The organism is Arthrobacter sp. IK3 (assembly GCF_051337705.1).
Taxonomy (GTDB): Bacteria; Actinomycetota; Actinomycetes; order Actinomycetales; family Micrococcaceae; genus Arthrobacter_B; species Arthrobacter_B koreensis.
Map to the genome: position 1 here is coordinate 51,643 of NZ_JBPPSW010000007.1, position 25,784 is coordinate 77,426.

Consider the following 25,784-nt stretch of genomic DNA (forward strand, 5'->3'; position numbering starts at 1 on the left):
CCTAGTCCGCTTCCGGCGGATGCACGATCAGCACGGGGCAGTGGGCATGGGCTGCCGCAGCGGAACTGACTGACCCAAGCAGCAGTCCCGCAAAGCCGCCCCTGCCCCGGCTGCCGACCACCAGCATTTCCGCGCCCCTGCTGGCCTCCACCAGCACCTGCACCGGCTGGCCGGACACAACCAGCTTCTTCAGCCCCTCCGGAACGTCCTGGCCGAAGGCGGCCTGGAGGGTTTCTTCCAGTGCGCTCTGGGCCTCTACCCGGGGGGACCACTCGGCGGAAGCAATAGGCACGGCCAGCGCCACCGGGTAGGACCAGACCGTCACGGCCTCGATTCGGCAATCCAGCAGGTCAGCCAGCCGCCGCGCGGTCCGCAGTGCCACGAGGGAGAGTTCCGAACCGTCGACGCCGACGACGATTCGCTTGCGGGTGTCCTGTGCCATGGCCCTGGTCCTGTCTGTCCGCTGCGAATGTTTCCTGCAAAAAGTCTGAGGCCCAGCTGCCGTTTTCTCCAGAGGCGGGGATTGTTCGTACTATCAGCAGGTGCCAGCCAACGAGTCCCAGCCCCGTGCGGCAGCCCCGCTGGGAGCGGGCCTGCTGCTGGTGCTCGCGTTCCTGGCGGCTACCGGGCCATTCACCACGGACCTGTATCTGCCCTCCTTCCCGGGCATCGCCGCGGACCTGGATGTCTCGGCGTCGGGGGTCCAGTTGACCCTCACTGCGTTTTTCCTCGGCATGGCGGCCGGACAGCTGGGCTTCGGGCCGCTGTCTGACAAATACGGCCGCACCCGTCCGCTGCTTATCGGAACCGGGGCCTTCGTTCTTGCGTCCATTGCCTGTGCCACTGCGCCGAATCTGGGGGTCCTGATTGCCGCGCGCTTCGTGCAGGGCCTGTGTGCGGCATCCGGGCCGGTGATTGCCCGCGCCGTGGCTGCCGATCTCTCTTCCGGCCCCGCCGCGGCGCGGACCTTCAGCCTGCTCATGACCATCGGCGGTGTCGCTCCGGTGGTGGCGCCCGTCATCGGCGGGGTCCTGGCCGGGCTTTGGGACTGGCGCGGCGTGCTCTGGACGCTGGCCGGCATTGCGGCGCTGATGTTCATCTGCGCAGCGGCCGCGGTCCGTGAATCCCTGCCTGCCGAGCGCCGCTCCAGCGGCCCGCCCTTCGCCGGGCTGGGCGTGGTGCTGCGCCGCTGGCGGTTCCTGGGCTACGTGCTGCTCTTCGCAAGTTCCTTCGGGGTGCTGATGAGCTACATCTCGGCCTCCCCGTTCGTCTACCAGAGCATTATGGGCCTGGGGCCGGAGACCTACGGGCTGATGTTCGGCCTCAACGCCGCGGGGATGGTTGCCTCCGGGTTCATTGCCGCCCGGCTGAGTCGAAGCGTTCCGCCGCGCCGCACCGTCCTGCGGGCCGTGAGCGTACTGCTGGGGTTCGCCGCCGTCCTGTTGGTTCTGGTGGTCGCGGCTGTTCCGCCGCTGTTGCTCGCAGTGCCGCTGTTCTGCATGGTTTCCTCCCTGGGATTCATCATGGGGAATACGACGGCGCTGGCCCTGGCCCAGGCGGAAGGAGCCACCGGAAGCGGCAGCGCAGTGCTCGGCGGGGCGCAGTTCCTGATGGGTGCAATCGTCTCCCCGCTGACCGGACTGGGCGGAGAATTCACCGCCCTTCCGCTGGCCCTGGTGATGACGTCCTCGGCCCTGCTGGCGGCCACCGCCCTGTTCCTCACCCGCCAGCGGCATCCCGCGTAGACTGTGGGGACCATGCGACACATGAACAAGTTCCGCACGCCCATTGTCTGGCTCCTGATTATCGGCCTGGTTGGCAGCATCAGCGTCGGCTTCCTCGGCCTCTTCTTCTAGGCCCTTCCCCACCAGATTTCCGGCCCGGCCATCGGCCCGGGTTTGCCCGCCGGTGCCGCACCGCAATAGGATGCTAAGCATGCTTACCTAATGTAGGCGGCCGCCAGTTGCGGCTCCATATCCATGAAGAATGGGAAGTGGGGAAACTCAATGGCCAACGAAAACACTTCGGACCAGTACACATTCCAGGATCCGGTCAACCGGTATCCCTCCGTCAGTCCACCCAAGCAGGACCAGCCGGAACCCGGCCTTGATGCGGACCTCGAGCCCAAGACGGACCGCGGCGAGGACTCCTACCGCGGAACCGGACGGCTGGAAGGCCGCAAGGCACTGATTACCGGCGCGGACTCCGGAATCGGCGCGGCCGTGGCCATCGCTTTCGCCCGCGAAGGCGCCGACGTCGCGCTCTCCTACCTACCTGAGGAAGAGGAAGACGCCGCCAAAGTCATCCAGCTCATCAAGGACGCCGGCCGAACCGCCGTCGCGCTCCCCGGTGACCTCCGCGATGCCGGGTACTGCACCCAGGTGGTCGAGGATGCCGTAAAGGGCCTCGGCGGCCTGGACATCCTGGTGAACAACGCAGGCAAGCAGGTGGCCGTCGAAAACCTTGAAGACCTCAGCGACGAACAGCTCGATGACACCTTCAAGACCAACATCTACTCCTTCTTCCGGGTGACCAAGGCGGCCCTGCCGCACCTCCCGGCCGGATCGAGCATCATCAACTCCACCTCCATCCAGGCCTACAGCCCCTCTCCGCACCTGCTGGACTACGCCAGCACCAAGGCGGCGATCAACAACTTCACGAAGGGCCTGGGCCAGCAGCTGGCACCCAAGGGCATCCGGGTGAACGCGGTGGCTCCGGGTCCGTTCTGGACTCCGCTGCAGGTGTCCGACGGCCAGCCCAAGGATGCCCTGCCGGAGTTCGGCAAGGACACTCCGCTCGGCCGCGCCGGCCAGCCCACGGAGCTCGCGCCGGCGTACGTCTTCCTGGCGTCACCGGAATCGAGCTACGTGGTGGGCGAGACGCTCAACGTCAACGGCGGAATGCCTTCGCCCTAAACTCCTCCCAAAAGAAACCGGCCCCGCACTTGCGCGGGGCCGGTTTTTTTGCGCTCTGGGGGCACAGCAGCTTGTCCATGAATAACAGGCAACACGATTCACGTTCCCATCGGCTTATCTAAACGGAGGGCTCAGGTTGGGCGTTACAGCCAAAGACAGCCCAATCGCCCGGTCCTAGTGTGATGCATAGATCGGCTGCACCACCGGTCACGCGCAACCGGCAATGTGGCCGTTACTTGCCTTCCGGATGCGGCCCGCTGCACAACCCACGTGAGAGGACTTGGCATGCACGCCACCTTAGGAACCATTGAGACGGAACCTGTCCGTAACGGGCAGGGTGCTGGCCATGACGAGTACGCCCGACGCGCGTACGAAGCCGGCGCCAACTACCTTAGCGCCGTCGACGACATCCTGGATATCATCCGGAACGGACGTGCAGAGACCGAACGAATCGGGCAGGTTCCGACGGTCACGGTGGAGGCTATGCGCCGCGCCGGTGTATTCCGGGCGCTGACGCCCAGGCGTTACGGAGGCCTCGAAATGGCGCCCGACTGCTTCTTCGAAGGCATCATGAAGATCGCCGGTGCTGAATCCTCCGCCGGCTGGATTGGCGGGCAGCTCAATGTGCACTCGTTCGAGATCGCGCTTATGGACAAGCGGCTCCAGGACGAGTTCTGGCAGGACGGCCCGGACACGCGCGCTTCGAGTTCGTATGCCCCTACCGGCAAGTGGACGGAGGTCGAAGGCGGATACATCGTGAGCGGCACGTGGGGATTCTCCAGCGGCGTCGACCATGCCGACTGGGTCATTCTTGGTGGCGGCGACCGCAACTTCGTCATCCCGCGCACCGACTTTTCTGTGGCACAGGACAGCTGGGACGTTGCCGGCCTCAAGGGCACCGGAAGTAAATCCGTGACAGTAAACGACGCGTTTGTTCCCGACTACAGGGTTCATTTGCTGAGCAACACCTACAGTGACCAGAATCCCGGCTGGGAGGTCAACGACGGGCCTCTTTACCGGGTCTCGTTTATGTCCATCTTCAACTCCACCATGGCCAACTCCGCCATCGGCGCGACACTGGGCGGCCTGGAGGAGTTCATTACCGAAAGCAAGGTCCGACGGGCCCGGCGCGGCACAGGGGTGTCGGTCACCGAAAACCCTCATTTGCTGGTCCGCCTGGCGGGGGCAATCTCGATGGTGGAGACGGTGAAGAAACGGCATCTCCAAAACTGGCGAAGCCTGTTCGCAATCGCCTGCGACGGTGGAGTGGCGGATCCGGAACAACGCATGAAGGTGAGGTTTGAGGCGGCGGATTCCATTGCCATCAGTCTCAACGCCCTGCAGGAGATCTGGCCGGTGGCCGGAGCGGGTGCGATCCTCTCGACCAACCACCTGCAGACGGTTGTCCGGGATCTGCACGCGATGCGCGTGCACGGTTCGGCCGGCAGGGAGGCCGCCGCGACCTTGTATTCACAGTGTTTGCTGGGCTTGCCGGGTCCGAGCTTTGAAGACAGCCCGTCCATGCGCACCCTGGCGTACCACCGATGAGCGTCGTGGCGGCTCCGGGAGCCGAATACCACATCAGTGATCCCGTTCAGGACCGAAGGGCGTTCCGCAGTGCGCTGGGCCAGTACGGCACGGGCGTCGCCGTGATTACCACCCTTAACGGCGGCCTGCCTGTTGGCATGACCGTCAATTCGTTTGCCGCAGTGTCACTGGACCCGCCGCTCATCCTCTGGTCCGTGCAGAACACCTCGGGGAGGGCTCCAGTGTTCGTTGGAGCACAGCATTTTGCCGTCAATGTGCTCTCTGCCGATCAGGTGGATGTCTCTAGAATCGTCGCCTCTCCGCAGGGAGGGGCCGGTGCTTTCGAGCAGATCGCGTGGACCGAAGGCCTGGCCGGGGTTCCGTTGATCGAAGGAGCCATCGCCCGCTTTGAATGCCGGACGTACGATGTCCTGCCCGGCGGTGATCACCAGATCCTGGTCGGACACGTAGAGCGCTGCGCCGTGGCCGAGGGGGAGCCGCTGCTGTTCGTCCAAGGAGGCTACGCGGCATCAGCTCCCTTCCCTTCCTCTGGCCCCGGGAGCGAAGCCGCCACGGAAGAGACCTCGCCGGAGAGCGAGCCTGCTCCCTTCGCCCAGCTCGTGACCGCGGTGAATCACCGGCTTTCACGGGAATTCGATGAGCACAGGTCCCGTTTCGGCCTCAGCGCGGGCAGCAGCCGGGTGCTTAAGAGGCTCTCAACGGGGCCGCAGACCGTCGATGAACTTGTGTCTTCGGCGTTCCTGGGGCCGCAGGCCATCGAGGACGCGTTGAGCGAGCTCATCGAGGAGAACCTCGTCGAAGTCACCGGTTCGGGTTTCCGGCAGACACCTCAGGGCCGCACCCTCCGCCGGCAGGTAGCCGAGAATGCCCGCCGCTTCAACGAAGCCGCACTCTCAGGCATCCCGGAAGCCGACGTCGAAGCAGCCCACCGGGTGCTGACTGCGCTTGCCCGCAGCGATCAACCTATTCGGTTTCACCACACAAAGGAGAATGCATAATGATTGGTCTTGGCTTGGCATGTTCCCATGCGGCTGGAATGTTCCGTCCCCCGGAGCATTGGCAGAAGTGGATGACTGACAGGGTTGCTCCCGGCGTCTTTGAACGCTACCCGGAGGCGGCACGGCAGCGGGACAGCCTGGAGTACTGCAAAGAGCTCTATGCGCGGATCCACGAAGATTTCGCAGACATGCGCAAAGCGGTCGAGGAATACGAGCCCGACGTACTGGTCTTCATTGGCGATGACCAAGGCGATCTGTTCAACCTCTCGAACAACCCCACGCTGGCTATCTACACAGGCGAGGAAGAGATGTGGGGGCATCAGGCGTACGAGTGGGACGTTCCCATGAAAGACCGCGCAACCATTACCTTCAAGAACGACGTCGAGGTTGCCAAAGCCCTTGCGCACGGCCTGGTCAAGCGGAACTTCGATATCGCTACCCTGAACCGGTTCAACCCCCAGGGCCGGGACGGCTACGGGCTGCCTCACATGGCTGCCCGGATTGCTCCCGAGCTCGACCCGTCGCGTGAGATCCCGATCGTCTGCATCCTGATCAATGAGTACTACACCCCCCTGGCTGGAGGGGAACGGTGTGCCGACCTTGGCCGCGCGATCGCTGAGATCCTGAACATGCGGGAGGAAAAGATCGTTCTGGTCGCCTCTGGCGGACTGAGCCACTTCCCTTCTGATAAGGACTTCAACCGCGGCGACATCGATGTCCCGCTCGATAAGTGGGTCTTGGAGCGCGTCGAGCGGAACGACGTTGATGCTCTGGCCAAGCTGTTCAGTTTCGACTCGGACACCATGCGATCGGGTACAGGAGAGATCCGTGCCTGGATTTCGCTGGCTGCGGCGATGAACCGCCCCGGTGAGGTCATCGACTACCTGCCTGTCCACGCCTGTTTCACAGGTATTGGCTTCGCCAAATGGCCAGTCCTAGCCTGAACGGTTAACAATGCGCGCAGATGATTCTTCACTCATTGCCGAGTACTTCGGCTACGAATCCCGTTGGCTCTCCACCCGTCCGGGTGAGCACATTCATTACTTGGATGAGGGACGCCCGGACGGCGTCCCGGTGGTCCTGCTCCACGGCTCGGCCATCGGCATCACAGCAGCAGCGAACTTCTACCTCACCATCCCGGCCCTCGTAGCCGCAGGCCACCGGGTTATCGCCCCGGACCTCTACGGCTATGGCTTCACGGAGACACCCGGGGATGTTCCGGCAGTTCGGCCCAACCAGGTTGACCTGGTCGTCCGGCTCCTTGATGCCCTCGAGCTGCCAAAAGCCTACGTAGTCGGCAACTCACTCGGCGGGATGGTGCTCTCCAGCCTGGTACTGGAACATCCTGAACGGGTGGCAGGGGGAGTGGTGGTCGGGACCGGCGGAGCGAGATGGGAATCCGGATCACGGTTCGAGCCGAATCTGACTTCCCACAAGGACATGGGAGGGTACTCCCCGGCCATGGTCCGTCGGTCCATGGAACACCTTGTACATGATCCGCGCATGATTCCGGAGCCGCTGGTGGAGTTCCGAACACGAATGGCGGAACGTCCCGGGGCATATGAACAGCACCAGGAGTCCACTCGGCTAAGGGAAGCCAGCAAAGTGGACTATCCGTTTGCGGTGGACCGGGCCGGGGCCTGCCAGGTGCCAATGCTGTTCCTCTTTGGGCGGGAAGACAGGGTGAATCCGCCTGAAGACGCGCTGGCGGGAATGGAATCCTTCGCTAACGCGGATCTGGTGGTGTTCGGGCAGTGTGGTCACTGGACCATGGTTGAGCGAGCAGACGAGTTCAACCATTTTGTCCTCCGTTTCATCGCTGGATGGGACCGCCGAATCGTGGCACCCCCGCTGCAAGGGGATGCCTTGCGGATGTCCGGGTCGACGTCGGGCCAGCATGCTGACGTATGACACGACCTCCCGGTTTGCCCAGGCCGGCAGGGTCCGTGTCCATTACCACGAGGCCGGTGAAGGGCCTGTGCTGCTCTGCATCCACGGCGGTGCCCCGGGGGCCTTCGGCTGGGGTAATTTCGGCCGCAATATGGAAGAACTCTCGCGGCACTTCCGGGTGATCGTCGTGGATCTGCCCGGGTACGGAAAATCAGACAAGCCCGACGTCGTGAGCGGGCGTAATGCGATGTACGCCGAGGTCATGGTGGCATTCCTTGAGTCTTTGGGAATCGACCGTGCACATGTCCTGGGGATGGCCACAGGAGGAGCTGTAGGCATCCGGCTGGCTGTGGAACATCCGGCCCTGGTAGACCGGCTGGTACTGGTTAGTTCCGCTGGTGGGCAGACCATGTTCGGCCTGCGCCGAAAGGTAACCGCCAGCCAGGTTTATTACGGGGGCAACGGGCCGACGCCGGAAAAGATGCGTGATTACCTTTCCCAACTGCTTTACGATCCGTCCCTTATCACTGAGGACGTGGTGCGTGAGCGGTATGAAGCCAGCGTTGAACCGGAGTTTATGGAACAGGCGCCGGAGGGGAGGACAACCACCCGGCACACGCCGGAGGACTTGTGGAAGCGGCTGGATGAGATCCAGGCCCAGACGCTGATCGTCTGGGGCAGGGAGAACCGGGCCCAGTCGTATGAGAATGCGGTTTTTATGCTCAGCCGTATTCCACGGGCTCAACTCCACGTTTTCGGCGAATGTGGTTTGTGGGTGCCCTTCGAAAAGCCGTCAGAGTTTAATTCGCTTGTGACCGGCTTCATACAGGGTAAAAAGGCTGGAGCTTATCCTGGCGGCGACTAGTCTCGGAGAGGTCATGGACACTTCTCAATTGGCATACGTGGACCTAGTCCGCGCCTCGGGGTCTAAATACCCGATCTCTGCAATACTCACCTGCCTTACCGACAACAGTGCCGCGTGGGCAGCTCTGGTTACTACCAGCGGCCGGCTAATCGAGTCTGTGCAGTCCGGAACCTCAGGGGAGGTAGACCAGGAAACGCTCGCTGAAGCAGTGTCCATCATTCCCCGGCCATCGCTTAAGCCGGCCACCGGCCGATCGGCTGCCGGGCAGGAGCTGATGACGTTCCCTGTGGGTGCGGAGGGGCGGGCAACGGCGGTTCTGATTGTGGCCTGCGATGCCCCGCTGCATCCGGAGATGCACAGATTCGGCGGTAGTGCTGCCATGCTTCTGCGGCTGCTGCTGCGGGACATGCGCCGGCTTCAGACAGCGTCTCGCATGGTACGGGACTCAATTACCCGGCTGATCTTTTCCCAGCGGATAGACAGCGCCTTGGAGCTCGCGGCGGAGATGGGCCTGGCAACACCTCCCAGTCGCCCCCACATTGTCTGTGTCCGAGGCGTGTCGGCATGGGATCCGGACGATCTCCTGGATTTGCTCGAAGCGGCAGTGCCGCCCGACGCGCGCCAGTTGCTGGCGTATATCGACGACGACGAGCTGTGGCTCCTGCTGAACCGCGTCCAATTCCAGGCTATGGCGCCCGAACTCGTGGCGCTCGTTGACAGGCACCCCGCTCTGAGGGTGCTGCTGACCGAGCAGGTGCCCGCGAACAAGCTTTCACATCGATGGCAGCACTGGATGAACGATATCCGAAAGGCGCCAGCCGGCACCGTGGTGGACCGCTCCCACTACCAGGGCGAAACTCCCAGTGACTGGGTGCACAAACTGCAGCGGGACGGGAGCCCCCAGGTGGTGGAAGCGGTGGTCGAATACCTGCGCTGCCGCGGGCGCTGGGAAGCGGCAGCGGAGTCCTTGGAGCTCCACCGGAATACCCTGCGGTACCGTGTCTCTTCGGCAGAAAAGATGCTTGGCCTGGACTTGACGGACGCTACGACCTCCAGCCGCCTTTGGCTTGCCCTCCGCAGTGAAGGGCTTGCTGACTGAGGCCTGTTGAACATTTAGACAATTGCAGCCCCCGAATAACTTCGGCCGGGCTGCTTTTGCGTCCAAGGGGTCATAAATACCACCCCCTGACGATTCCAGCAAGAGGCGTTCTGACGTAATGGTCCATTCATCTAAATGTGCGGAAGTGCTTGGTTAGGCTGTCCCGAGACGTAATTCACCAGACGCAGATAGTGTCCTATGACCCAGTGACAGCCGTCACATTGTTGGAATCCCGCCACAGTGCAGTGGCGACACCTTTTGGAGCAATCGATGAACTCTGCGTTTAGCACCATTCTCCCTCGAGTCGCCTGTCTTGCTTTGGCTGCCGGCGCTCTGACCGCCTGCGGAGGCCAGAGCGCAGCATCAGAGCTTGGTACCGACTTCACCGATGTTGAGCAGCGCGCGGCAGCCGAAGGGGAGCTGGTCGTCTACTCGGCGGCTACCGAGGACGTCAACGCGGCACTTGTTGAGGCATTCAACCAGGAGTATCCGGACATCTCCGTAACCATGACCCGCCTCTCCACCGGTGATCTGCGCAGCCGGTTCGCCTCGGAAACGTCAATTGGCGCCCAAAGCGCCGATGCCGTGATCGTCACGGACCCGCTTATGTTCAACCAGGATCCCGACTGGTTCCTGGGCCTGAACGAGGACGTGGTGCCGAACCTTGCCGATGTCCGGGAAGGATTCGCCCATGATGCCCACGTGGGTTTGGTGACGTCTCCCTGGGTGCTTACGTACAACACGAACAAGATTTCTTCTGCACCCCAGAGCTGGAAGGAATTGGAGAATCCTGAGTTTCTAAAGGACGCCACCTTGACGGATCCGCAGGTGGCCTCTGACAGCGTCCTCTCCTTCTATCAGCTCCTACTGGATGAATACGGCGCCGGCTATCTCAAGAATCTTGGAGACGGGAACGACGATTGGTTCGATTCATCGGTTTCGGCCATCCAGAAGGTGGCCGCCGGACAAGTCGCCCTTTCGGCCCCGGGAGCGAAAGGCCACTCCCAGACACTGGTCAATTCGGGTGCCCCGCTGGGAGTAGTTATCCCGGAACCGGTGTTTGCCTTTACCAATCAGCTTGGTGTGGCCGCAGACGCCACCCACCCCAATGCCGCATTGGTTTTCACGAACTTCATGCTGAGTGCTGCGGGCCAGTCCGCGTTCTGCGGGGATGGCTTGTACCTCTCACTGGTTGTGGGGGACGTCGAAGGCTGCAGCCCCACACCGGATGACGCACGCATTGCCGACCCACTGCGCGCAGTAAATGAGCGCGACACCATCCTCAGCGCGTTCGAACTCGACTAAGTCCAACTCTTCCCCCAGAAGGAGGCCACCTGTGAGCCTTACCCAGATTCAGCCCCTTGCCCAAGGCGCCCCGGCAGCCGCTGAGGCCAAGCCAATCCGTCTCTCCGTTCAGAGAGTCGTGAAGGAATTCCAGCGGCATGAAGGAGAGTTCGTCAACGCCGTCGACGATGTGTCCTTTGAAGTGCGAACCGGCGAACTGCTAGTCCTGCTTGGCCCAAGTGGCTGCGGTAAGTCCACGCTGCTCCGGTGCATCGCCGGCCTGGAGTCACCGACCAGCGGTTCCATAAGCATCAGCGGACAGCCCGCCTATGATTCCGCCACCGGGATCGCCCTCGCCCCCAACGACCGGGACGTCAACATGATGTTCCAGTCCTATGCTTTGTGGCCGCACATGAACCTGCTTGAGAACGTGGCCTATCCGCTGCGTACGGCCGGGGTGAAGAAATCAGCGGCGCTCAGCCGGGCCGCGGAGTATCTCGATCTTGTCAGCCTCGGAGGGCTGGGCAAGCAGCACCCGGGAATGATTAGCGGCGGCCAGCAGCAGCGTGTTGCGCTGGCGCGCACCCTCATCTCGGAGCCGTCAGTCGTATTGTTCGACGAACCGCTCTCCAACGTGGACGCGAGAATCCGGGTAAAGCTCAGGTCGCTGCTGGTTCGGCTTCACAAGCAGTTGGAGTTCGCCGCTGTCTACGTCACCCACGACCAGGTTGAGGCTATGGGCCTTGGCACCAGAATTGCAGTAATGCGGCACGGAAGAGTCGATCAGCTCGCTTCGCCGGTGGCAGTCTACGAACGTCCGAGCAACCGCTCGACAGCGGAATTCATCGGCGAGGCCAATTTTATGGAGGCCACCGTAAGTGAGCAGTCGGCGGACAGCATGCTGGTGAAGCTGTGCGGCAGGGAAATGCAGGTAAGCCGGCGTGCCGACGACCCCGCGTTTGAAGCTGCGCCCGGCGACACAGTGACAGTGATGATCCGTCCGGAGAAGTGCCGGATTGCGCCAGCAGCAGCCGGAACCGGCGACGACGCGGCCTGGCATGGCGTGGTTATGTCCAGGACCTTCTCCGGGTCGCACACCGAATACCAGTGCCAGTTGGGTGAGCAGGTTGTGACCGTGTGGGCTTTCGGCGCCCCGGACCCGCAGTTACGGGAACTTAGCGAGATCGAAGTGAGCATTCCCTCGGAGTTCCTGCGGGTGGTAACCGATGACTAGCAGCTCAACCCTTTCAAAGCCGCAGGCGGAAGACCCGCAGCAGACACAGGTAAATCCTCCCGCTCCCAGAAGCTGGGGAAAGCTGCTGCGAAGCCGCGCGTTTGGTGGATTACTGCTCGTGCTTTCGGCCTTGGTGGTCTTCCTGGTTGCATACCCGCTGTTCCAGATGTTCCAAAGGGCCGGCGGGCCGCTGGAGGCCTGGATCGAGCTGGTAAGCGAGCCGTGGTTCCCCGGGATGATCCGGGACACTGCGGTGGTGGTAGGCATCAGCGCTTTCCTGTCCCTGGCAATCGGTGCCCTCCTGGCCTGGGTCAACGAGCGCACGGACGCGGGTCTGGGTTCGGTAGGTGATTCCTTGCCGCTGATCCCGCTGTTCCTGCCGGCGGTAGCCCTGGCAGTTGGGTGGGTGGTCCTGGCCAGCCCTGAGGTCGGCCTGTTGTCGGCTGTGCTGGAACCCATGGGGTTCCAGATCTACTCGGCCGCCGGAATGATTCTTGTGTACGTGCTGCTCACCGTCCCTTACACCTACCTTCCAATCGTTGCGGCGATGCGGTCCCTCGACCCATCACTGGAGGAAGCAGCACGCGCCTCAGGCGCGAGCACCCTGCGGGTCATCCGAACCATTTCGCTTCCGGCAGTAGCCCCGTCGCTTCTCTCCGGATTCATCCTGGCCACAATCATCGGGGCGGGAGTGTATTCCGTTCCTGCCATTATTGGCAGCGGAACGGATCTGGACATCATGTCCGTGCGGATCGTCCGCTCTATCCAGAATTCCTACCCAGTGGACTATGGCACCGCTGTGCGCCTGAGTGTCCTGCTGCTGGTCGTGCTGCTGGTTCTTTACTATCTCCAGCACTCCGTGATCTCAAAGCAGCGTTTTGCGCGAATGGGCGGCCAGGCGCCGAAGGTGGCCAAGATCGCGCTTGGCCGCTGGCGTTGGCCGGTGCGGATGGTGGGACTGGCTTACATCCTCTGCGCCGCCGTACTTCCACTAGCTGCGGTGATCTACCTGAGCCTGCAGCGCTACTGGCAGCCGGACATCTTTGCCTCGAACTGGACGCTGGAGAATTTCAAGGTAATGGCCTCCGGCGCCGGCGGGGCACTTGAAGGAATTGGCAACTCAGTTTTCCTGGGAGTGACGGCCGGCTTTGTGGTTGTCATGGCCGCAACTCTGATTTTGACGTATGCCCGCCAATCCAATAACTGGGTCTCGAAAGCAGCCGGTGCGGCGGCAAAGTTTCCCGGAGTTGTCCCTGGTGCAGTCCTGGCAGCGGCGTTCATTTTCGCGTTTGCCGCTGCCCCGTTCAACCTCGGCGGCACACTGCTGATTATGGGCATGGCGTACTTCGTTTCGTTTCTGCCCTACGCCGTGATCTCCCTTGAAGGTACCTCCGCTCAAATTGACGGCAGCTTGGAAGACGCCTCCCGTCTCTGCGGGGCGGGAGCCGGGCGGACCTTTGGACAGATTGTGCTCCCGCTGCTGCGTCCTGGCATTTTTGCCACCTTTGCCCTCGTGTTCGTGCGGATCATCGGCGACCTCGAGGTGGCAGTGCTCCTTGGCACCGGTCAAACCCCGATGGTCAGTGCCTTGCTGTTCCAGGTATGGGGCGAAGGGCTGTTCACCCAGGTGGCAGCTGTCGCGGTGATGATGACAGCGGTTTCCGCCGTCGTCGTGATCCTGATGATGTGGCTCTCGCGTCCTGCTTGGGTGCGGAAAATGCACGCCCGAAACCGAAAGGCTCTGAAGCGTTGAACGAGTTGGAAACAGCCGCTGCGGGGCCGCTCTCATGACCCTGAAGGATCAGCTGGCATCCGGCGAACCCCAGTATGGGCTGTGGATGGGGCTCGCGAATCCGTACTCTGCCGAGATCTGTGCCGGATCAGGTGCGGACTGGGTGCTGATCGACGGTGAGCACGCGCCCAACACCCTGACAACTGTTCTGGGACAGGTACAGTCGGCCCGCGGCGTCGTGGAGGTTGTGGCGCGAACTCCGGACCGCGATCCGACGCCAATTAAGCAGTACCTCGACCTGGGTGTGCGGAACCTGCTGGTGCCGGGAGTCGAGACTTCACAACAGGCAGCTGAGGTGGTTGCAGCGACACGCTACCCGCCGGCGGGTAACCGGGGCGTCGCGAGCACCCTGAACAGGGCAGCCGGCTTCGGGCGCCACACCGATTACCTCAGGACAGCCCACGAGTCCATCTGTCTTTTCGTGCAGATCGAATCGGCTGCCGGATTGGAGTCGGTCAAGGAAATCGCTCAGGTCCAGGGCATCGACGGTGTTTTCGTTGGGACGGGAGACCTGGCGGCCTCACTTGGCCACCTCGGGAACCCAAGGCACCCGCAGGTTCGTGAAGCGCTGGGCCATGTCCTTGAGACAGTCCAGGGTGTGGGCGGGCACTTTGGACTCTACGCAAGCTCCCCCGCTGACAGTCGTGAGTGGGCGATGAAGGGCGCCGCCCTGGTTGCGGTCGGCAGCGACGTCGGTGTCCTTCAGCGGGGGACCCGCCAACTCTTTCAGCAGGTGCGAGGGGACGCCATCCGGACCGGATGGTGAAGCCCATGCCCCCCGCGCCATCAAACCCTCACCCTCCATTGAAAGGCTGACCATGCTCAGTGAGGAGACCATCACTGCCATAGCCGACGAGCTCGTCGAAGCAGGCCGGACCCGCGTTCCGATTGAACGGCTGACTGCACGGTATCCGGACATGAATGTCCAGGATTCGTACCGGGTGCAAGACCTCTGGCGCAGGCGCTCTGAAGCTAACGGGCGCCGGCTTGCCGGTCGTAAGATCGGTCTGACATCCAGGGCAATGCAGGCGGCCGTCGGGATTATGGAACCGGATTACGGGATCATTTTTGATGACATGGTGCTGGAAAACGGCAGCAGCATCCCGTGGGGCGAATTCACCCATCCGCGCGTGGAAGTGGAGCTGGCATTTGTCCTGGGCAAAGATATCCGTGGGCCCGGCGCCACAATCTTCGATGTCCTGCAGGCCACGAAATACGTGGTTCCGGCGTTGGAGATCCTGGATTCGCGCATCGAAATGGACGGTCGGACCATCGTCGACACCATTAGCGACAATGCCGCGATGGGCGCAATGGTTGTGGGCGGCAACCCCGTGGACCCGCATGACGTGGATCTGCGCTGGATCTCGGCGATTCTTTATAAGAACCAGATCGTCGAAGAAACGGGTGTAGCAGCGGGCGTCCTCAACCACCCGGCAGCCGGAGTCTACTGGCTGGCAAACGCGATCGCTGCTCACGGCGAAGGGCTTGGAGCCGGAGAAATAATCCTGGCCGGGTCCTTCACCCGCCCGCTGTGGGTCCAGAGAGGTGACACCGTCGCCGTGGACTACGGCAAGCTTGGGACCATCACATGCCGTTTCGAATAGACCCGCCGAGGTCCTTCAAGGATCTGTTCAAAGACGGGGGCACTGCCGCAGGGATGTTCCTGAATTCGGGCGATTCCGGTGTCGCTGAAATCTGCGCAGGTGCCGGACTGGACTATCTGCTGATCGACGGGGAGCACGGGCCGATGGGCCTCGAATCCGTCCTGGACCAGCTCCGGGCGATCGCTGGCTACCCGCCGGTGGCCGTGGTCCGGGTCCCGGCCAACGACCCGGTGGTGATCAAGCAGTTCCTGGACATCGGCGCCCAGTCGCTGATTGTGCCCATGGTCCACAACGCTGATCAGGCGCGGCAGGCAGTTCAGGCAACGCAATACCCTCCGGAGGGCGTGCGCGGTGTCGGTGCCGCACTGGCGCGTTCAGCCCGCTGGAACCGCGTCCCCGACTATCTGGCCCGGGCGAATGACTTCATCTCGCTGCTTGTGCAGGTTGAGTCTGTTGAAGCGGTAGACAACGCCGCTGCGATCGCTGCCACGGAAGGGATCGACGGCATCTTTATCGGACCAGCGGATATGGCAGCCACGATGGGCCTGATCGGGCAGCAGGACCACCCCGATGTCATCGAATCGGTGATGCGTGTTATCCGGACCGTTAAGGCTCAAGGCAAGATCGCGGGCGTCAATGCCTTCCAGGAGCCGCAGGCCCGTGCCTATACCGAGGCCGGTGCGGATTTCATCAACGTTGGTGCCGATGTAGCCATCCTTGCCCGCGGTGCTGAAGCGCTTGCCGGCAAGTACAGCCGGAGGGCAGCACGGGCCGCCTCGGCGCCGTCGAGCTACTAGCCGTTTTCATGCAGCGTGTAACCCTTGATCAGGGAAGTCAGGACAAGATGCCTCAGCCCTTAAGCAACATCAGGATCGTCGACCTCTCGCGGATCCTGGCCGGACCCCTGGCCTCGATGATGCTTGCGGATTTCGGAGCAGACGTGCTCAAGGTCGAAAGCCCGTCTGGGGACGAAACCCGCAGCTGGTGCCCGCCGGTAACACCGGACGGAACGAGCACGTACTTCACCGCACTCAACCGGAACAAGCGTTCCGTGGTGGTCGATTTCAATAATCCGGACGACTTGGCTGCCCTGATGACGCACATCAGGAAAGCCGATGTCGTAATCGAGAACTTCAGACCCGGCGTTCTCACCAAATTCGGTCTCGGCTACGAGCAACTCAGGACCCTTAACCCCACGCTGATTTACTGCTCCATTTCAGGGTTTGGGGACAGGCACGGCGCCCACCTGCCGGGGTTCGACCTTCTGGTCCAGGCACTGGGAGGACTCATGAGTATCACTGGGGAGCCGGATGGCCCGCCCAGCAAGGTTGGAGTGGCGCTTGTGGACGTGCTCGCCGCGCAGAACGCAATATCTGGAATCCTGCTGGCGCTGCGGGAGCGGGAACAGTCAGGGGAAGGCCAGCAGGTTCGGATTTCGTTGCTCACTTCGCTGCTTGCCGGACTGACGAACCAGGCCGGCGGGACACTCGCCACCGGGGAGCCGCCGGCCCGTCTTGGCAACGCCCATCCAAGCATCGCGCCGTATGAAACGTTCAACACGGCTGACGGCGTGCTGGCGGTGGGAGTGGGAAACGACAGGCAGTTTGCCTCTCTGATGGGTGAGCTTCGGCTTCAGGACCTGGTCCGGGACGCCCGCTTCGCTACGAATGCCCTGAGGGTGAAGCACAGACAGGAGTTGAAAGTGCTGATCGAGGAAGCGCTTCAAAGCCGGACTGCCGCGGAATGGCAAGGTCAGCTGATGTCAGCCGGCGTACCGGCCGGCAAGGTGAACTCCGTGCTGGAGGCCATCGAATTTGCCGGGTCCCTGGGCCTGGAACCGGTTGTTGCCATAACCGACGAATCGAACGGGCGAACCACACGCCATATTGCTAATCCCATCGGGCTCTCCCGGACGCCCGCACGCTACACCCGTGTGCCCCCGGAATTGGGCGAACATCAAAATCTTCTTTGCACTGCAGACACCATCCACCATTCGAACCAGGCCAATAAGGGAAACAGATGACTACCCACGCACTCGTCACCGAACCGAGCGACCTCATCGATTTTGATGATCTCCTCTCCGCCAGCGAACTGGAATTGCGGAACCAGGTCCGGGAATTTGTCCAGGCGGAAATAAAACCGTACATCGCAGCGTGGTACGAAGACGCGCACTTTCCGCTCGAGATCGTCCCCAAGATGGCCGAGCTTGGCCTGCTGGGAATGCACCTGGACGGTTATGGCTGCGCCGGGCGTTCCGCGGTGGAGTACGGACTGGCCGGGGCGGAACTGGAAGCCGGTGACTCAGGGCTGCGGACGTTCGTCTCGGTCCAGGGCTCGCTTGCCATGTCCGCCATCCACAAACACGGTTCGGAAGAACACAAGCAGCAGTGGCTGCCCGCCATGGCTGCGGGCCAGGCCATCGGGTGCTTCGGCCTCACTGAACCCACAGCGGGCTCCGACCCCTCCAGCATGACCACCTTTGCCCGCCGCGACGGCGAAGACTGGGTGCTCAACGGAACAAAGCGGTGGATCGGCCTGGCGTCAGTGGCGCAAGTAGCAGTCATCTGGGCGCAGACCGACGGCGGGATCCGCGGATTCGTGGTCCCCACCGAAACCCACGGATTCACTGCCACCCCGATCGAACCCAAACTCTCCATGAGGGCCTCGATCCAGTGTGAAATCGAACTGACAGATGTGCGCCTGCCAGCTGATGCGGTGCTCCCCGGAGTCGTAGGACTGAGAGGCCCCTTTTCCTGCTTGAACGAGGCCCGATACGGCATCATCTGGGGTGCGATGGGCGCGGCGCGGGATGCTTTCGAAGATGCCCTGGCCTATTCCCAGACGCGAATGCAGTTCGAGAAACCGCTGGCCGGGTACCAGCTGACCCAGCAGAAGCTGGTGGACATGGCTCTGGAGATCAATAAGGGCTTCCTCCTGGCCCTGCACCTAGGACGAAAGAAAGATGCCGGGACGCTGGACCTGCATCAGATCTCCGTGGGCAAGCTGAACAACTGCCGTGAAGCCATAGCCATCTGCCGGGAAGCCCGGACGATATTGGGCGGGAACGGCATTACGTTGGAGTACTCCCCGCTGCGGCACGCGAACAACCTTGAGTCAGTTCGAACCTACGAAGGAACGGATGAGGTTCACACATTGATTTTGGGCAACAAGCTCACCGGTGTCCCGGCCTTCCGTTAGGGATCTCCGGCTGTGTCCGCTGACGAAATGAACAGGAATATGGAAACGACCACCGACCTTGTGCAGGAACCGCCCGTTGATCCAGTGGCGCTGCGGATTTACGTTAACGGCGAATGGAACGAGGGCAGGGGTGCCGCGCTGGTCTCTGCGAATCCCTCACGGCCCGGAGAAACTGTTGCGCACGGGTCGGAAGCGATCCCGTCCGATGTAGGCGCGGCGATGGCGGCAGCCCGGTCAGCCGCGCGTGGCTGGGCCCGCACTCCTATGCATGAGCGTGGAGCGGTGCTTATACGGGCTGCAGAGCACCTCGAAGCCAACACCGAGGCGTGGGGACTCGAGCTGGCACGCGAGGAGGGAAAGACCCTGGCGGAAGGTATTGGGGAGGTAGCGCGGGCCGCCCAAATCCTCCGGTATTACGGCAATGAGGGTTACAGGCCGGTTGGAGAGGTTTTCTCGTCTCCGCGCCGGGGTGAACGTATCCTCGTTGCGCGCAGGCCCTTGGGGGTTGTTGGGGTAATAACGCCGTTCAACTTTCCGATCGCCATCCCGGCGTGGAAGATCGCGCCCGCACTCGTTTATGGGAACACCGTGGTGTTCAAACCCGCGAGCCTGGTGCCGCTCCTGGCCATGCGGCTGGTGCAGGCGCTGGACGCGGCCGGGCTGCCGCCCGGTGTCCTAAACCTGGTGTTTGGCCCGGGTGAACTTGGCAACGAATTGCTTGAGCACCCCGAGCTGGACGGCGTAACCTTCACTGGATCCACACGCGTGGGCCGTGCCATTTCCGGAAAAGCCGCACAAAGGGGAATCCCGGTTCAGGCGGAGTTGGGCGGAAAGAATGCGGCCATCGTCCTGGCCGATGCGGATCTTGAGCTCGCCGTTGAACAGGTCCTTTCCGGAGCGTTCCGCTCCAGTGGGCAGAAATGCACCGCGACGTCCCGATTGATCCTCCAGGAAGAAATCGCAGACGAATTCCTGGAACGGCTCCAGGCCCGTCTGCGGCACTGGGTCGTTGGCGACCCAGTGGATCCTGCCACTCACATGGGCCCGGTGGTATCCGCTTCGGCCGCCGAGGAAATACGCGTGGGCATCCGAACTGCTCTGGACCAGGGCGCCAAGCTGGTCTGCGGAAGCACCCCGGACCCCGCTGAAAGCGAAGCATGCCAGGCCGCAGGCAGTTTCCTGGCGCCTTCGGTCTTGGAGGTGCCGGCGGGGACCATGGCCGAGAAGAATACTGCATGGCGGGAGGAACTATTCGGACCAGTGCTGGCCGTACGCCGTGCAGCGGATGCTCAGGACGCCTTCGACCTTGCCAACGAAAGTGAATTCGGACTGAGCGCCGCAGTATTTACGCAGGACACCACCCTCGTCCTGGCCGCCATGGATGATCTGGACGTCGGCATTCTGCACATAAACTCCGAATCGGCAGGGGCTGATCCGCATGTTCCCTTCGGCGGAACGAAAAAATCCGGATATGGCCCCAAGGAGCAGGGCGGCGCTGCCCGGGAGTTCTTCACCCACACCACTACTGTCTATCTGCGCGGAGGTATTCCGGCATGAGCTCCGCTGTGCACACGGACCCTGGGCTTCGGAACATCCGCGTCATGGTCGTGGGGGCTGGAACCATGGGCGGGCAGATTGCCATGACGGCCGCGCTCGCCGGATTCCCAACCATCCTTCAGGACATCTCAGCTGAGGGCCTGACCGCAGCGGAACACGATTTGGCGCGCTGGGCCAAGGGCCGGGTGGGCAAGCAAAAGTTGAGGGAGGCGGACGCGTCAGCGGCGCTGGGCCGCATCGAGTATGCAGGCGACCTGTCCGCAGCGGCCCGTGCCGACGTCGTCATCGAAGCCGCTACCGAGCGGCTGGAAATCAAGCGGGACATTTTCGCGGAACTTGGGCGCATTTGCCCGCCCCATACGATCCTTGTCACCAATTCCTCGACGCTGGGGTCCTCCAAGATCGCGGGGGAGTCAGGCCGGCCCGACAAAGTCTGCAACATGCACTTCTTTAATCCGGCCCTGGTGATGAAGTGCGTCGAGGTGGTGCGCAATGACGCCACTTCGCAGCAGACTGTGGAGGCGGTCATGGCGCTGGCGCGAGCGTTCGGCAAGGAACCTGTGCTGATTAACCGGGAGGTTCCCGGGTTTATTGCCAACCGCCTGATGGGGGCGGTTCAACGGGAGGCCCTGGCGCTGGCAGAGGCCGGCGTGGCCTCCCGTGAGGACATTGATTCCACCGCCCGGACTGCCCTCGGCCATCCCCTGGGCCCGTTCGAGCTCATGGACCTGGTGGGACTCGACGTCATTCACTTCATCGCCGAGTGCACCTATGCGGAGACGGGGGATACCGCGGATAAACCGAATGCCGCGGTTGCTGCGCTGGTGGAACAGGGGCGCCTGGGCCGGAAAACGGGGGCAGGGTTTTACGAGTACGCGCGGGCCGCTGCCGGCTAGCGGTGTTCAAGACGCGAAAACCGGCCCCGCACTTGCGCGGGCCGGTTTTTTGCGCTTTGGACTAGGCCGGAACCGGAGTGAACTTGGCACGGTCCACCCGGCGGTGGAAGCGCATGCCTGCCAGCCCGCCGAGGATAGCGCCGACCAGGCTGACCACCACGGTGGCCAGCAGTGCCAGCCAGGAACCGGCGCTGACGTCACCAAGATCCTGCGGCAGCGGTGCCACGGAGTTGAGCTGGGTAAGACTGCGGATGTCGTCGTTGAAGATCAGGCCAAGGATTATGACGACGGCGGCGGCCACCAGGGCCCACAGCCAGACGGCGACCCCCTGCTTGGCTCCGTTGAAGCGGGCCATCCGTCCGGCGACGTAGCCGCCGGCGTAGTAGGCCAGCAGCAGGACTATCAGGGTGATGATCGCGCCGATCAGCCCGGAGGACTGGTTGGCGGCGGCCTGGTCCAGGGCGGCCCCCAGGTCCGTATCGGTGGAGACACCGACGGCGGCTCCGATAGCGGCGGCCAGGGCGGAGAGCAGGACGACCATGCCGGTGGCGGTCAGCCAGCCGAAGAATGCCGCGCCGAATTTGATGCCGCCGAAACGCTCTCGTTCGGCGGCCAGGAGTGCTTCCCGGTTCGGCATCACGGGTTCCTCGGCGGTCCGGACGGAATCCTGGTGTCCGGCGGGGACTGCTGCGGGGGCGGTGGTGTCTTCGCGGTCCCGGTGCGCGGCGCGGCGCGTGGTTCCAGCGCCGGCATCCTCACTCCGGTAGGCGGCGTCGTTCGGGTCCCTTGTCCCGGTGACGCTGGTGTTGAGGACTTCCGTGTCATTGGTCCGGGAGCCGGCCGTGTGCCGGCTGCCTGCATGCCCTGCCGGTTCTGCGTGCCCGGTGGACTCGGCGGGCATCGCCGAATCGGTGCGGCGGGACGCTCCATCCTGCGGCGGGGTTTCCAGCCGCCGGGTGACATCCGGCTCCTGCCGGACGGGGTTTGCCTGCGCTGGGGCGTCCGCGTTCTCGCGGACAGGCACATCCTCTGCCTGCCGGCGTCGGGGTTCGCCTGCTGCGGTGCTGCCTGGTTCGGTGCTCATCTGCTGCTCCTGTTCCCGTTGGGGGTGCCGGACTGAAGGTGATGACTTCATAAGTAACCTTACTGTAGCGCCGGGGTGCGGATTTTGGCGGTCCCGCGCCCCCCCCGGCGGCGTGGAAGACTTGGCTGCATGGAAACGGACCTGATCATCACCGTCGTTGCCGGCCTGCTTATCGCCGTGGGTGTGGCCGGCATTGTGGTGCCGGTCCTTCCGGGCAGCATCCTGATCCTGCTGTCCTTCCTGGGCTGGGCCATCGGAGTGAGCAGCGGCGCCGGCTGGTGGTCCTTCGCTTTTGGAGCCCTGTTCGCACTGACGGGCCTCTCCGCCAGCTGGGTCCTGACCGGCCGGAAACTCAAGCAGCGGCAAATCCCCAACCGGTCCGTCCTGATCGGCCTCGCTGCGGGCATCGCCGGGATGTTCTTCATTCCGGTGGTAGGGCTGATCGTGGGTTTTGCCGGCGGCCTGCTGCTCAGTGAGTTCGCCCGCCAGCGCAGCCTGCCTGCAGCGGCGTCGTCATCCTGGGCGGCACTGAAGGCCACCGGCCTGGGCCTGCTGGTGGAACTCGGGTTGGCACTGGCGGCCGGAACCGCCTGGATTATCGGCGTCTGGATCCACTTCGCCACCCGGTAGGGTCAGGTGCGTCTCGGACGGTAGGTCCGGCCGAAACTGCGCTCGGCGCCCGCAATGATGCCGGTCAGCTCCCAGTCATGGCGGCTGCCGCCGGGGACGTCGAAAATGCGGATCCCGTCGCCGAGCAGCACCGGAGCCACGAACACCTGCAGTTCATCAATGAGGCCGTGTTCCAGCGCCTGCCGCGCAATGTCCGCGCTGATGATCTGCACGTCCTTCTCTCCGGCGATCTCCTGCGCCCGGCGGACGGTCTCCACCACACCGCAGTTCAATGCGGTCACGGCGGGATCCCCGGTCAGCTCCTCCGGACGGTGGGTCAGGATGAACTCGGTGCCGGACCAGGCGCCGCCGTAGGCCTCTGCCGTGGCTTCGTCCCGCTCGCCCTGCTGGGCCTTTGCCGCGTCATAGCCGCGCCGACCCGAGATGATCACCCCCACGGCCCCGGCCATGCGCTCGGTGAGGCCCGGCGGCAGGGGCTCCAGCGTTTCGAACCACCCCATGTCATGGCCGGGACCGGCAATGAACCCGTCGATCGAACTGGTGAACCCCCACGCGACCTTACCCATGGCATCCTTCCGGTGGTGCGGGCCGGAGCCCGCGTCCTGCAGGCGAAGCTACCCAGCCAGCCGAAAGTGCCGCAAGGGGAGCCTGCCTCTCCAGCGGACAGAAGCTGTCCTCAATGTGCGGAATACTCGAAGAACGGCGCCCGAGATGGAGGTCCTGAACCGATGACTGAACGAGCAGTTCCGCCCCAGCTGGTGGTGGCGGATGCCGCTGCCTGGCGCGCGTGGCTCGAGGAGAACGACGCAACGAGCGACGGCGTCTGGCTGGTCCTCGCGAAGAAGGGCACCCTGGTCCCCACTTCCCTGACCTACGCCGAGGCGCTGGAGGAGGCGCTGTGCAGCGGCTGGATCGACGGCCGGCGGAACAGCGTGGATCAGGCGACCTACCGGCAGCACTTCACGCCGCGGCGGGCACGGTCCATGTGGTCGAAGCGGAACGTGGACCTGGTTGCCGGACTGGTAGGGGCGGGCCGTATGCGCGGACGCGGGCAGGCGGAGATCGACCGGGCCAAGGCGGACGGGCGGTGGGACCGGGCCTACGGCGGGCCTGCTGCGCTTGAGGTTCCCGCAGACCTCGCAGCTGCGCTGGCGACCGCCCCGGACGCGGCGGCCGCGTTCGCCGAACTGGGCCGCTCAGCCCGGTATCCCATCCTCCACCAGGTGGTCACCGCGCCGAATGAGGCCGTGCGGGCAGCCCGGATCGCGCGGCAGGTGGACCGGCTGGCCGGCCGAGCCTACGCAGCCGGTTAGCCGGCGGACGGTGCCACGAACTCCGCCAGCGCGGCGAGCTCAGCCAGCCGTGCCTCCGGCTGCAGGTACATCATGTGCCCGGCTTCGTAGTAGTGGTGCGTGAACCGCGCACGTGCCTCCTCCGTCAGGCGCATGTGCGCCCAGACGTACTCTGCCGCAAAGTGGGGCGTGGCGCCGTCGTAATAGCCGTAGTCCACATGCACCCGCAGGCAGGGGTTGTGCGCCATCAGCCGTTCAAGGGTCTTGGTGACATCAATCGGTACGCCCTCGAACTCCCGGTAGCTCCACGGCTGCACCCGGCCGGTCAGGACTTCGTAGGGCAGGTCATTCTCGTAGCCGAGCTCAGCGCGGATGTAGTGGTTGATCGCCGCGGCGTACGGGCCGTTGATGGCGGCGAGGCTGGGGTCGTCCCAGTTGACGGAGGCCTGCGGGTCTTCGGCAGGGGCAGTGAAGCGCCCGTCGATCCGGCCCACCGACAGTTCGCGGTCACGCAGCAGTTCGGCGGAGAACTGGGAATAGTCCCAGCGCAGGTTGGTGCGGCGGATGAACCCGGGGTCCAGGGTGGTGAGTTCAGCCAGGCGCCGGATTGCGGCGTCGTACTCCTCGGCGCTGAGCCGTGAACCCTGGCTCAGTGCATAGCCGTAGTCCCGCGCTGCGTACTCCTCGGCGTCGCGGACCACCTCCGCGAGTTCGCGGCCCGGATGCCGCCCGTGGAAGTGCGCGATTGCCGCGTAGGTGGGCAGGTGCAGGGCGTAGGGCGTGTCCACGCCCGGGGCGAACATCAGTGTGGACATGTTCAGGACGGTGGAAATCAGGCCCAGCCCGTTGACGGACATGCCGTACGCATCAAAGAGGCGCCCGGCAACGGCGACGGCCCGCAGGGTCCCGTAGGACTCGCCCACCAGGTATTTGGGGCTCAGCCAGCGGTTGTTGCGGGTGGTCCAGAGCCGGATCACTTCGGCTACGAGGTCCCGGTCCTGTTCGAACGCGTGGAACTCGTCTGCGGTATTGCCGTCCACTACCCGGGAGAAGCCGGTGTTCACGGGGTCGATCATCACCAGGTCCGCGTGTTCCAGCAGCGTCTGCGGGTTGTCCACTAGGCCGTACGGGGGAGGGGTGAGGTTCCCGGCGTCGCCGGAGTCCACAAGCCGCGGGCCCAGCAAGCCCAGGTGCAGCCAGACGGAGGACGAGCCGGGCCCGCCGTTGAACGCGAAGACCACGGGGCGCGGGTTCGGCGAAGCAGCCGCCTGCTCGTCCGCAGTGTAGGCGGTCAGGAAGATCTCAGCCTTCGGTTTGAATCCTTCGGACTTCCCTTCGGACGTTTCCTCCCGCCGGAACACCACCCGGCCGGTGGTGGAGGTGTATTCCAGGCCGGAGGGCAGCCGGTGGCTGCGCTGCACCAGGTCGTCCGCCACGTCCGCTGAGCTGCCGGTGCCCGACGATCCGGTGCCCGACGGCGATCCGGCGGAGTTGGAGGAGGATGCGGCGGCTGCGTCGGGGGCGGGGCTGGTCTCAGCGGACTGTGAAGGCATTCGTCCAGCCTAGCGGCCAAAATCGGGGCTTGTGTCTCGGATCACACGTCCTCTATAGTTCCACTAGTTCGCTATCAGAAACGAGTGTTCAATTATCGAACTCTGGTCATGCGAATGAAGGGTGCAGGGCGGCAGGGGTGAGATCCATTCAGGGCTCCGCTGCACTCTTGGCGGGGCCTGGCTGTCCGTTGAATGGGCTGGATTTCCGGGCGCCTGCCTGAGGCAGACGTCCGGCTCATGGGCTGTGCGTCACATTCACGAAATAGTGTGTTGCCCGTCACAGATCAGGGTATCTTGGGGCGACAGGTGACCGACCGTTCTTTCAGTAATTTTTCCCAGTCAAAA

24 protein-coding genes are annotated in these 25,784 nt (G+C 63.6%); 20 read left to right on the plus strand and 4 right to left on the minus strand.

Features of this window, described 5'->3' with window-relative positions:
• Position 1: 1 nt before the first annotated feature.
• The gene (locus ACSLGO_RS10615; protein ID WP_433122547.1) at positions 2-442 is read right to left on the minus strand and encodes a universal stress protein; all 441 of its coding nucleotides are present in this window, start codon (positions 440-442) and stop codon (positions 2-4) included.
• A gap of 100 nt (positions 443-542) precedes the next feature.
• On the opposite strand from ACSLGO_RS10615, the gene ACSLGO_RS10620 reads away from it, so the two are divergent.
• The 18 genes from ACSLGO_RS10620 (at position 543) to ACSLGO_RS10705 (ending at position 20,880) form a co-directional block, all read left to right on the plus strand.
• Entirely contained in the window at positions 543-1,745 is a 1,203-nt protein-coding gene (locus tag ACSLGO_RS10620) for a multidrug effflux MFS transporter (RefSeq protein ID WP_255300436.1), read from the plus strand.
• A gap of 261 nt (positions 1,746-2,006) precedes the next feature.
• The gene (locus ACSLGO_RS10625; protein WP_091601110.1) at positions 2,007-2,915 is read left to right on the plus strand and encodes an SDR family oxidoreductase; all 909 of its coding nucleotides are present in this window, start codon (positions 2,007-2,009) and stop codon (positions 2,913-2,915) included.
• A gap of 285 nt (positions 2,916-3,200) precedes the next feature.
• Positions 3,201-4,463, plus strand: a complete 1,263-nt coding sequence (locus ACSLGO_RS10630; protein ID WP_152225413.1) for an acyl-CoA dehydrogenase — start codon at positions 3,201-3,203, stop codon at positions 4,461-4,463.
• Positions 4,460-5,461, plus strand: coding sequence for a flavin reductase (locus tag ACSLGO_RS10635; protein ID WP_386917273.1), 1,002 nt, complete (start codon positions 4,460-4,462; stop codon positions 5,459-5,461). The genes ACSLGO_RS10630 and ACSLGO_RS10635 overlap by 4 nt, the downstream gene beginning before the upstream one ends.
• A gap of 71 nt (positions 5,462-5,532) precedes the next feature.
• Positions 5,533-6,405 (plus strand): hypothetical protein, encoded by an 873-nt coding sequence (locus ACSLGO_RS10640; protein WP_170287696.1) that lies wholly within the window; start codon positions 5,533-5,535, stop codon positions 6,403-6,405.
• Positions 6,406-6,415: 10 nt separating this feature from the next.
• The gene (locus tag ACSLGO_RS10645) at positions 6,416-7,372 is read left to right on the plus strand and encodes an alpha/beta fold hydrolase (protein WP_386917272.1); all 957 of its coding nucleotides are present in this window, start codon (positions 6,416-6,418) and stop codon (positions 7,370-7,372) included.
• Positions 7,359-8,216: an alpha/beta fold hydrolase gene (locus ACSLGO_RS10650; RefSeq protein ID WP_152225419.1), complete on the plus strand. Its 858-nt coding sequence runs from the start codon at positions 7,359-7,361 to the stop codon at positions 8,214-8,216. The genes ACSLGO_RS10645 and ACSLGO_RS10650 overlap by 14 nt, the downstream gene beginning before the upstream one ends.
• A gap of 274 nt (positions 8,217-8,490) precedes the next feature.
• Positions 8,491-9,315: a helix-turn-helix domain-containing protein gene (locus tag ACSLGO_RS10655; RefSeq protein ID WP_436401070.1), complete on the plus strand. Its 825-nt coding sequence runs from the start codon at positions 8,491-8,493 to the stop codon at positions 9,313-9,315.
• A gap of 318 nt (positions 9,316-9,633) precedes the next feature.
• Positions 9,634-10,620 carry an extracellular solute-binding protein gene (locus ACSLGO_RS10660; RefSeq protein ID WP_386917269.1) on the plus strand — a complete coding sequence of 329 codons (987 nt, stop codon included), beginning with the start codon at positions 9,634-9,636 and terminating at the stop codon, positions 10,618-10,620.
• 31 nt (positions 10,621-10,651) lie between these two features.
• Positions 10,652-11,833, plus strand: coding sequence for an ABC transporter ATP-binding protein (locus tag ACSLGO_RS10665; protein WP_436401071.1), 1,182 nt, complete (start codon positions 10,652-10,654; stop codon positions 11,831-11,833).
• Positions 11,834-11,951: 118 nt separating this feature from the next.
• Positions 11,952-13,586, plus strand: a complete 1,635-nt coding sequence (locus ACSLGO_RS10670) for an ABC transporter permease (protein WP_436401072.1) — start codon at positions 11,952-11,954, stop codon at positions 13,584-13,586.
• 34 nt (positions 13,587-13,620) lie between these two features.
• Positions 13,621-14,391 (plus strand): HpcH/HpaI aldolase family protein, encoded by a 771-nt coding sequence (locus ACSLGO_RS10675; protein ID WP_152225426.1) that lies wholly within the window; start codon positions 13,621-13,623, stop codon positions 14,389-14,391.
• A 52-nt stretch (positions 14,392-14,443) separates the two neighbouring features.
• Positions 14,444-15,229 (plus strand): 2-oxo-hept-4-ene-1,7-dioate hydratase, encoded by a 786-nt coding sequence (gene hpaH / locus ACSLGO_RS10680; protein ID WP_386917267.1) that lies wholly within the window; start codon positions 14,444-14,446, stop codon positions 15,227-15,229.
• Complete coding sequence (locus ACSLGO_RS10685; RefSeq protein ID WP_386917266.1) at positions 15,214-16,026, plus strand: HpcH/HpaI aldolase family protein; 813 nt, start codon at positions 15,214-15,216, stop codon at positions 16,024-16,026. Before hpaH ends, ACSLGO_RS10685 begins: the two co-directional genes overlap by 16 nt.
• A 47-nt stretch (positions 16,027-16,073) precedes the next feature.
• Positions 16,074-17,252, plus strand: coding sequence for a CaiB/BaiF CoA transferase family protein (locus ACSLGO_RS10690; RefSeq protein WP_436401073.1), 1,179 nt, complete (start codon positions 16,074-16,076; stop codon positions 17,250-17,252).
• Positions 17,249-18,427 (plus strand): acyl-CoA dehydrogenase family protein, encoded by a 1,179-nt coding sequence (locus tag ACSLGO_RS10695; RefSeq protein ID WP_436401074.1) that lies wholly within the window; start codon positions 17,249-17,251, stop codon positions 18,425-18,427. The genes ACSLGO_RS10690 and ACSLGO_RS10695 overlap by 4 nt, the downstream gene beginning before the upstream one ends.
• 39 nt (positions 18,428-18,466) lie before the next feature.
• The gene (locus ACSLGO_RS10700; protein ID WP_436401075.1) at positions 18,467-19,984 is read left to right on the plus strand and encodes an aldehyde dehydrogenase family protein; all 1,518 of its coding nucleotides are present in this window, start codon (positions 18,467-18,469) and stop codon (positions 19,982-19,984) included.
• Positions 19,981-20,880 (plus strand): 3-hydroxyacyl-CoA dehydrogenase family protein, encoded by a 900-nt coding sequence (locus tag ACSLGO_RS10705; RefSeq protein WP_386917260.1) that lies wholly within the window; start codon positions 19,981-19,983, stop codon positions 20,878-20,880. The genes ACSLGO_RS10700 and ACSLGO_RS10705 overlap by 4 nt, the downstream gene beginning before the upstream one ends.
• A 61-nt stretch (positions 20,881-20,941) precedes the next feature.
• On the opposite strand, the gene ACSLGO_RS10710 is transcribed toward ACSLGO_RS10705, so the two are convergent.
• A complete protein-coding gene (locus ACSLGO_RS10710) occupies positions 20,942-21,964 on the minus strand; it encodes a TIGR04086 family membrane protein (protein WP_436401076.1) in 1,023 nt (340 codons plus the stop codon).
• 129 nt (positions 21,965-22,093) lie between these two features.
• Between ACSLGO_RS10710 and ACSLGO_RS10715 the strand changes: the two genes are divergently transcribed.
• Positions 22,094-22,594 carry a DUF456 domain-containing protein gene (locus ACSLGO_RS10715; protein WP_436401077.1) on the plus strand — a complete coding sequence of 167 codons (501 nt, stop codon included), beginning with the start codon at positions 22,094-22,096 and terminating at the stop codon, positions 22,592-22,594.
• 2 nt (positions 22,595-22,596) lie between these two features.
• On the opposite strand, the gene ACSLGO_RS10720 is transcribed toward ACSLGO_RS10715, so the two are convergent.
• Complete coding sequence (locus ACSLGO_RS10720) at positions 22,597-23,160, minus strand: dihydrofolate reductase family protein (protein WP_436401078.1); 564 nt, start codon at positions 23,158-23,160, stop codon at positions 22,597-22,599.
• Between the two features lie 162 nt (positions 23,161-23,322).
• On the opposite strand from ACSLGO_RS10720, the gene ACSLGO_RS10725 reads away from it, so the two are divergent.
• Positions 23,323-23,907, plus strand: coding sequence for a YdeI/OmpD-associated family protein (locus tag ACSLGO_RS10725; RefSeq protein WP_436401079.1), 585 nt, complete (start codon positions 23,323-23,325; stop codon positions 23,905-23,907).
• Here the strand turns inward: ACSLGO_RS10725 and ACSLGO_RS10730 are convergent.
• Positions 23,904-25,439, minus strand: a complete 1,536-nt coding sequence (locus ACSLGO_RS10730; RefSeq protein WP_436401080.1) for a S10 family peptidase — start codon at positions 25,437-25,439, stop codon at positions 23,904-23,906. The two genes, ACSLGO_RS10725 and ACSLGO_RS10730, sit on opposite strands and share 4 nt — an antisense overlap.
• Positions 25,440-25,784 lie beyond the last annotated feature (345 nt).

What these genes read in the sequence shown, in the direction of transcription:
- ACSLGO_RS10645 (WP_386917272.1), top strand. Translation starts at nt 6,416, where the DNA reads ATGCGCGCAGATGATTCTTCACTCATTGCCGAGTACTTCGGCTACGAA.
- ACSLGO_RS10715 (WP_436401077.1), top strand. Translation starts at nt 22,094, where the DNA reads ATGGAAACGGACCTGATCATCACCGTCGTTGCCGGCCTGCTTATCGCC.
- ACSLGO_RS10725 (WP_436401079.1), top strand. Translation starts at nt 23,323, where the DNA reads ATGACTGAACGAGCAGTTCCGCCCCAGCTGGTGGTGGCGGATGCCGCT.
- ACSLGO_RS10705 (WP_386917260.1), top strand. Translation starts at nt 19,981, where the DNA reads ATGAGCTCCGCTGTGCACACGGACCCTGGGCTTCGGAACATCCGCGTC.
- ACSLGO_RS10630 (WP_152225413.1), top strand. Translation starts at nt 3,201, where the DNA reads ATGCACGCCACCTTAGGAACCATTGAGACGGAACCTGTCCGTAACGGG.
- ACSLGO_RS10635 (WP_386917273.1), top strand. Translation starts at nt 4,460, where the DNA reads ATGAGCGTCGTGGCGGCTCCGGGAGCCGAATACCACATCAGTGATCCC.
- ACSLGO_RS10615 (WP_433122547.1), bottom strand. Translation starts at nt 442, where the DNA reads ATGGCACAGGACACCCGCAAGCGAATCGTCGTCGGCGTCGACGGTTCG.
- ACSLGO_RS10650 (WP_152225419.1), top strand. Translation starts at nt 7,359, where the DNA reads ATGCTGACGTATGACACGACCTCCCGGTTTGCCCAGGCCGGCAGGGTC.
- ACSLGO_RS10700 (WP_436401075.1), top strand. Translation starts at nt 18,467, where the DNA reads ATGGAAACGACCACCGACCTTGTGCAGGAACCGCCCGTTGATCCAGTG.
- ACSLGO_RS10720 (WP_436401078.1), bottom strand. Translation starts at nt 23,160, where the DNA reads ATGGGTAAGGTCGCGTGGGGGTTCACCAGTTCGATCGACGGGTTCATT.
- ACSLGO_RS10695 (WP_436401074.1), top strand. Translation starts at nt 17,249, where the DNA reads ATGACTACCCACGCACTCGTCACCGAACCGAGCGACCTCATCGATTTT.
- ACSLGO_RS10730 (WP_436401080.1), bottom strand. Translation starts at nt 25,439, where the DNA reads ATGCCTTCACAGTCCGCTGAGACCAGCCCCGCCCCCGACGCAGCCGCC.
- ACSLGO_RS10690 (WP_436401073.1), top strand. Translation starts at nt 16,074, where the DNA reads ATGCCTCAGCCCTTAAGCAACATCAGGATCGTCGACCTCTCGCGGATC.
- hpaH (WP_386917267.1), top strand. Translation starts at nt 14,444, where the DNA reads ATGCTCAGTGAGGAGACCATCACTGCCATAGCCGACGAGCTCGTCGAA.
- ACSLGO_RS10655 (WP_436401070.1), top strand. Translation starts at nt 8,491, where the DNA reads ATGACGTTCCCTGTGGGTGCGGAGGGGCGGGCAACGGCGGTTCTGATT.
- ACSLGO_RS10625 (WP_091601110.1), top strand. Translation starts at nt 2,007, where the DNA reads ATGGCCAACGAAAACACTTCGGACCAGTACACATTCCAGGATCCGGTC.
- ACSLGO_RS10710 (WP_436401076.1), bottom strand. Translation starts at nt 21,964, where the DNA reads ATGAGCACCGAACCAGGCAGCACCGCAGCAGGCGAACCCCGACGCCGG.
- ACSLGO_RS10640 (WP_170287696.1), top strand. Translation starts at nt 5,533, where the DNA reads ATGACTGACAGGGTTGCTCCCGGCGTCTTTGAACGCTACCCGGAGGCG.
- ACSLGO_RS10685 (WP_386917266.1), top strand. Translation starts at nt 15,214, where the DNA reads ATGCCGTTTCGAATAGACCCGCCGAGGTCCTTCAAGGATCTGTTCAAA.
- ACSLGO_RS10675 (WP_152225426.1), top strand. Translation starts at nt 13,621, where the DNA reads ATGACCCTGAAGGATCAGCTGGCATCCGGCGAACCCCAGTATGGGCTG.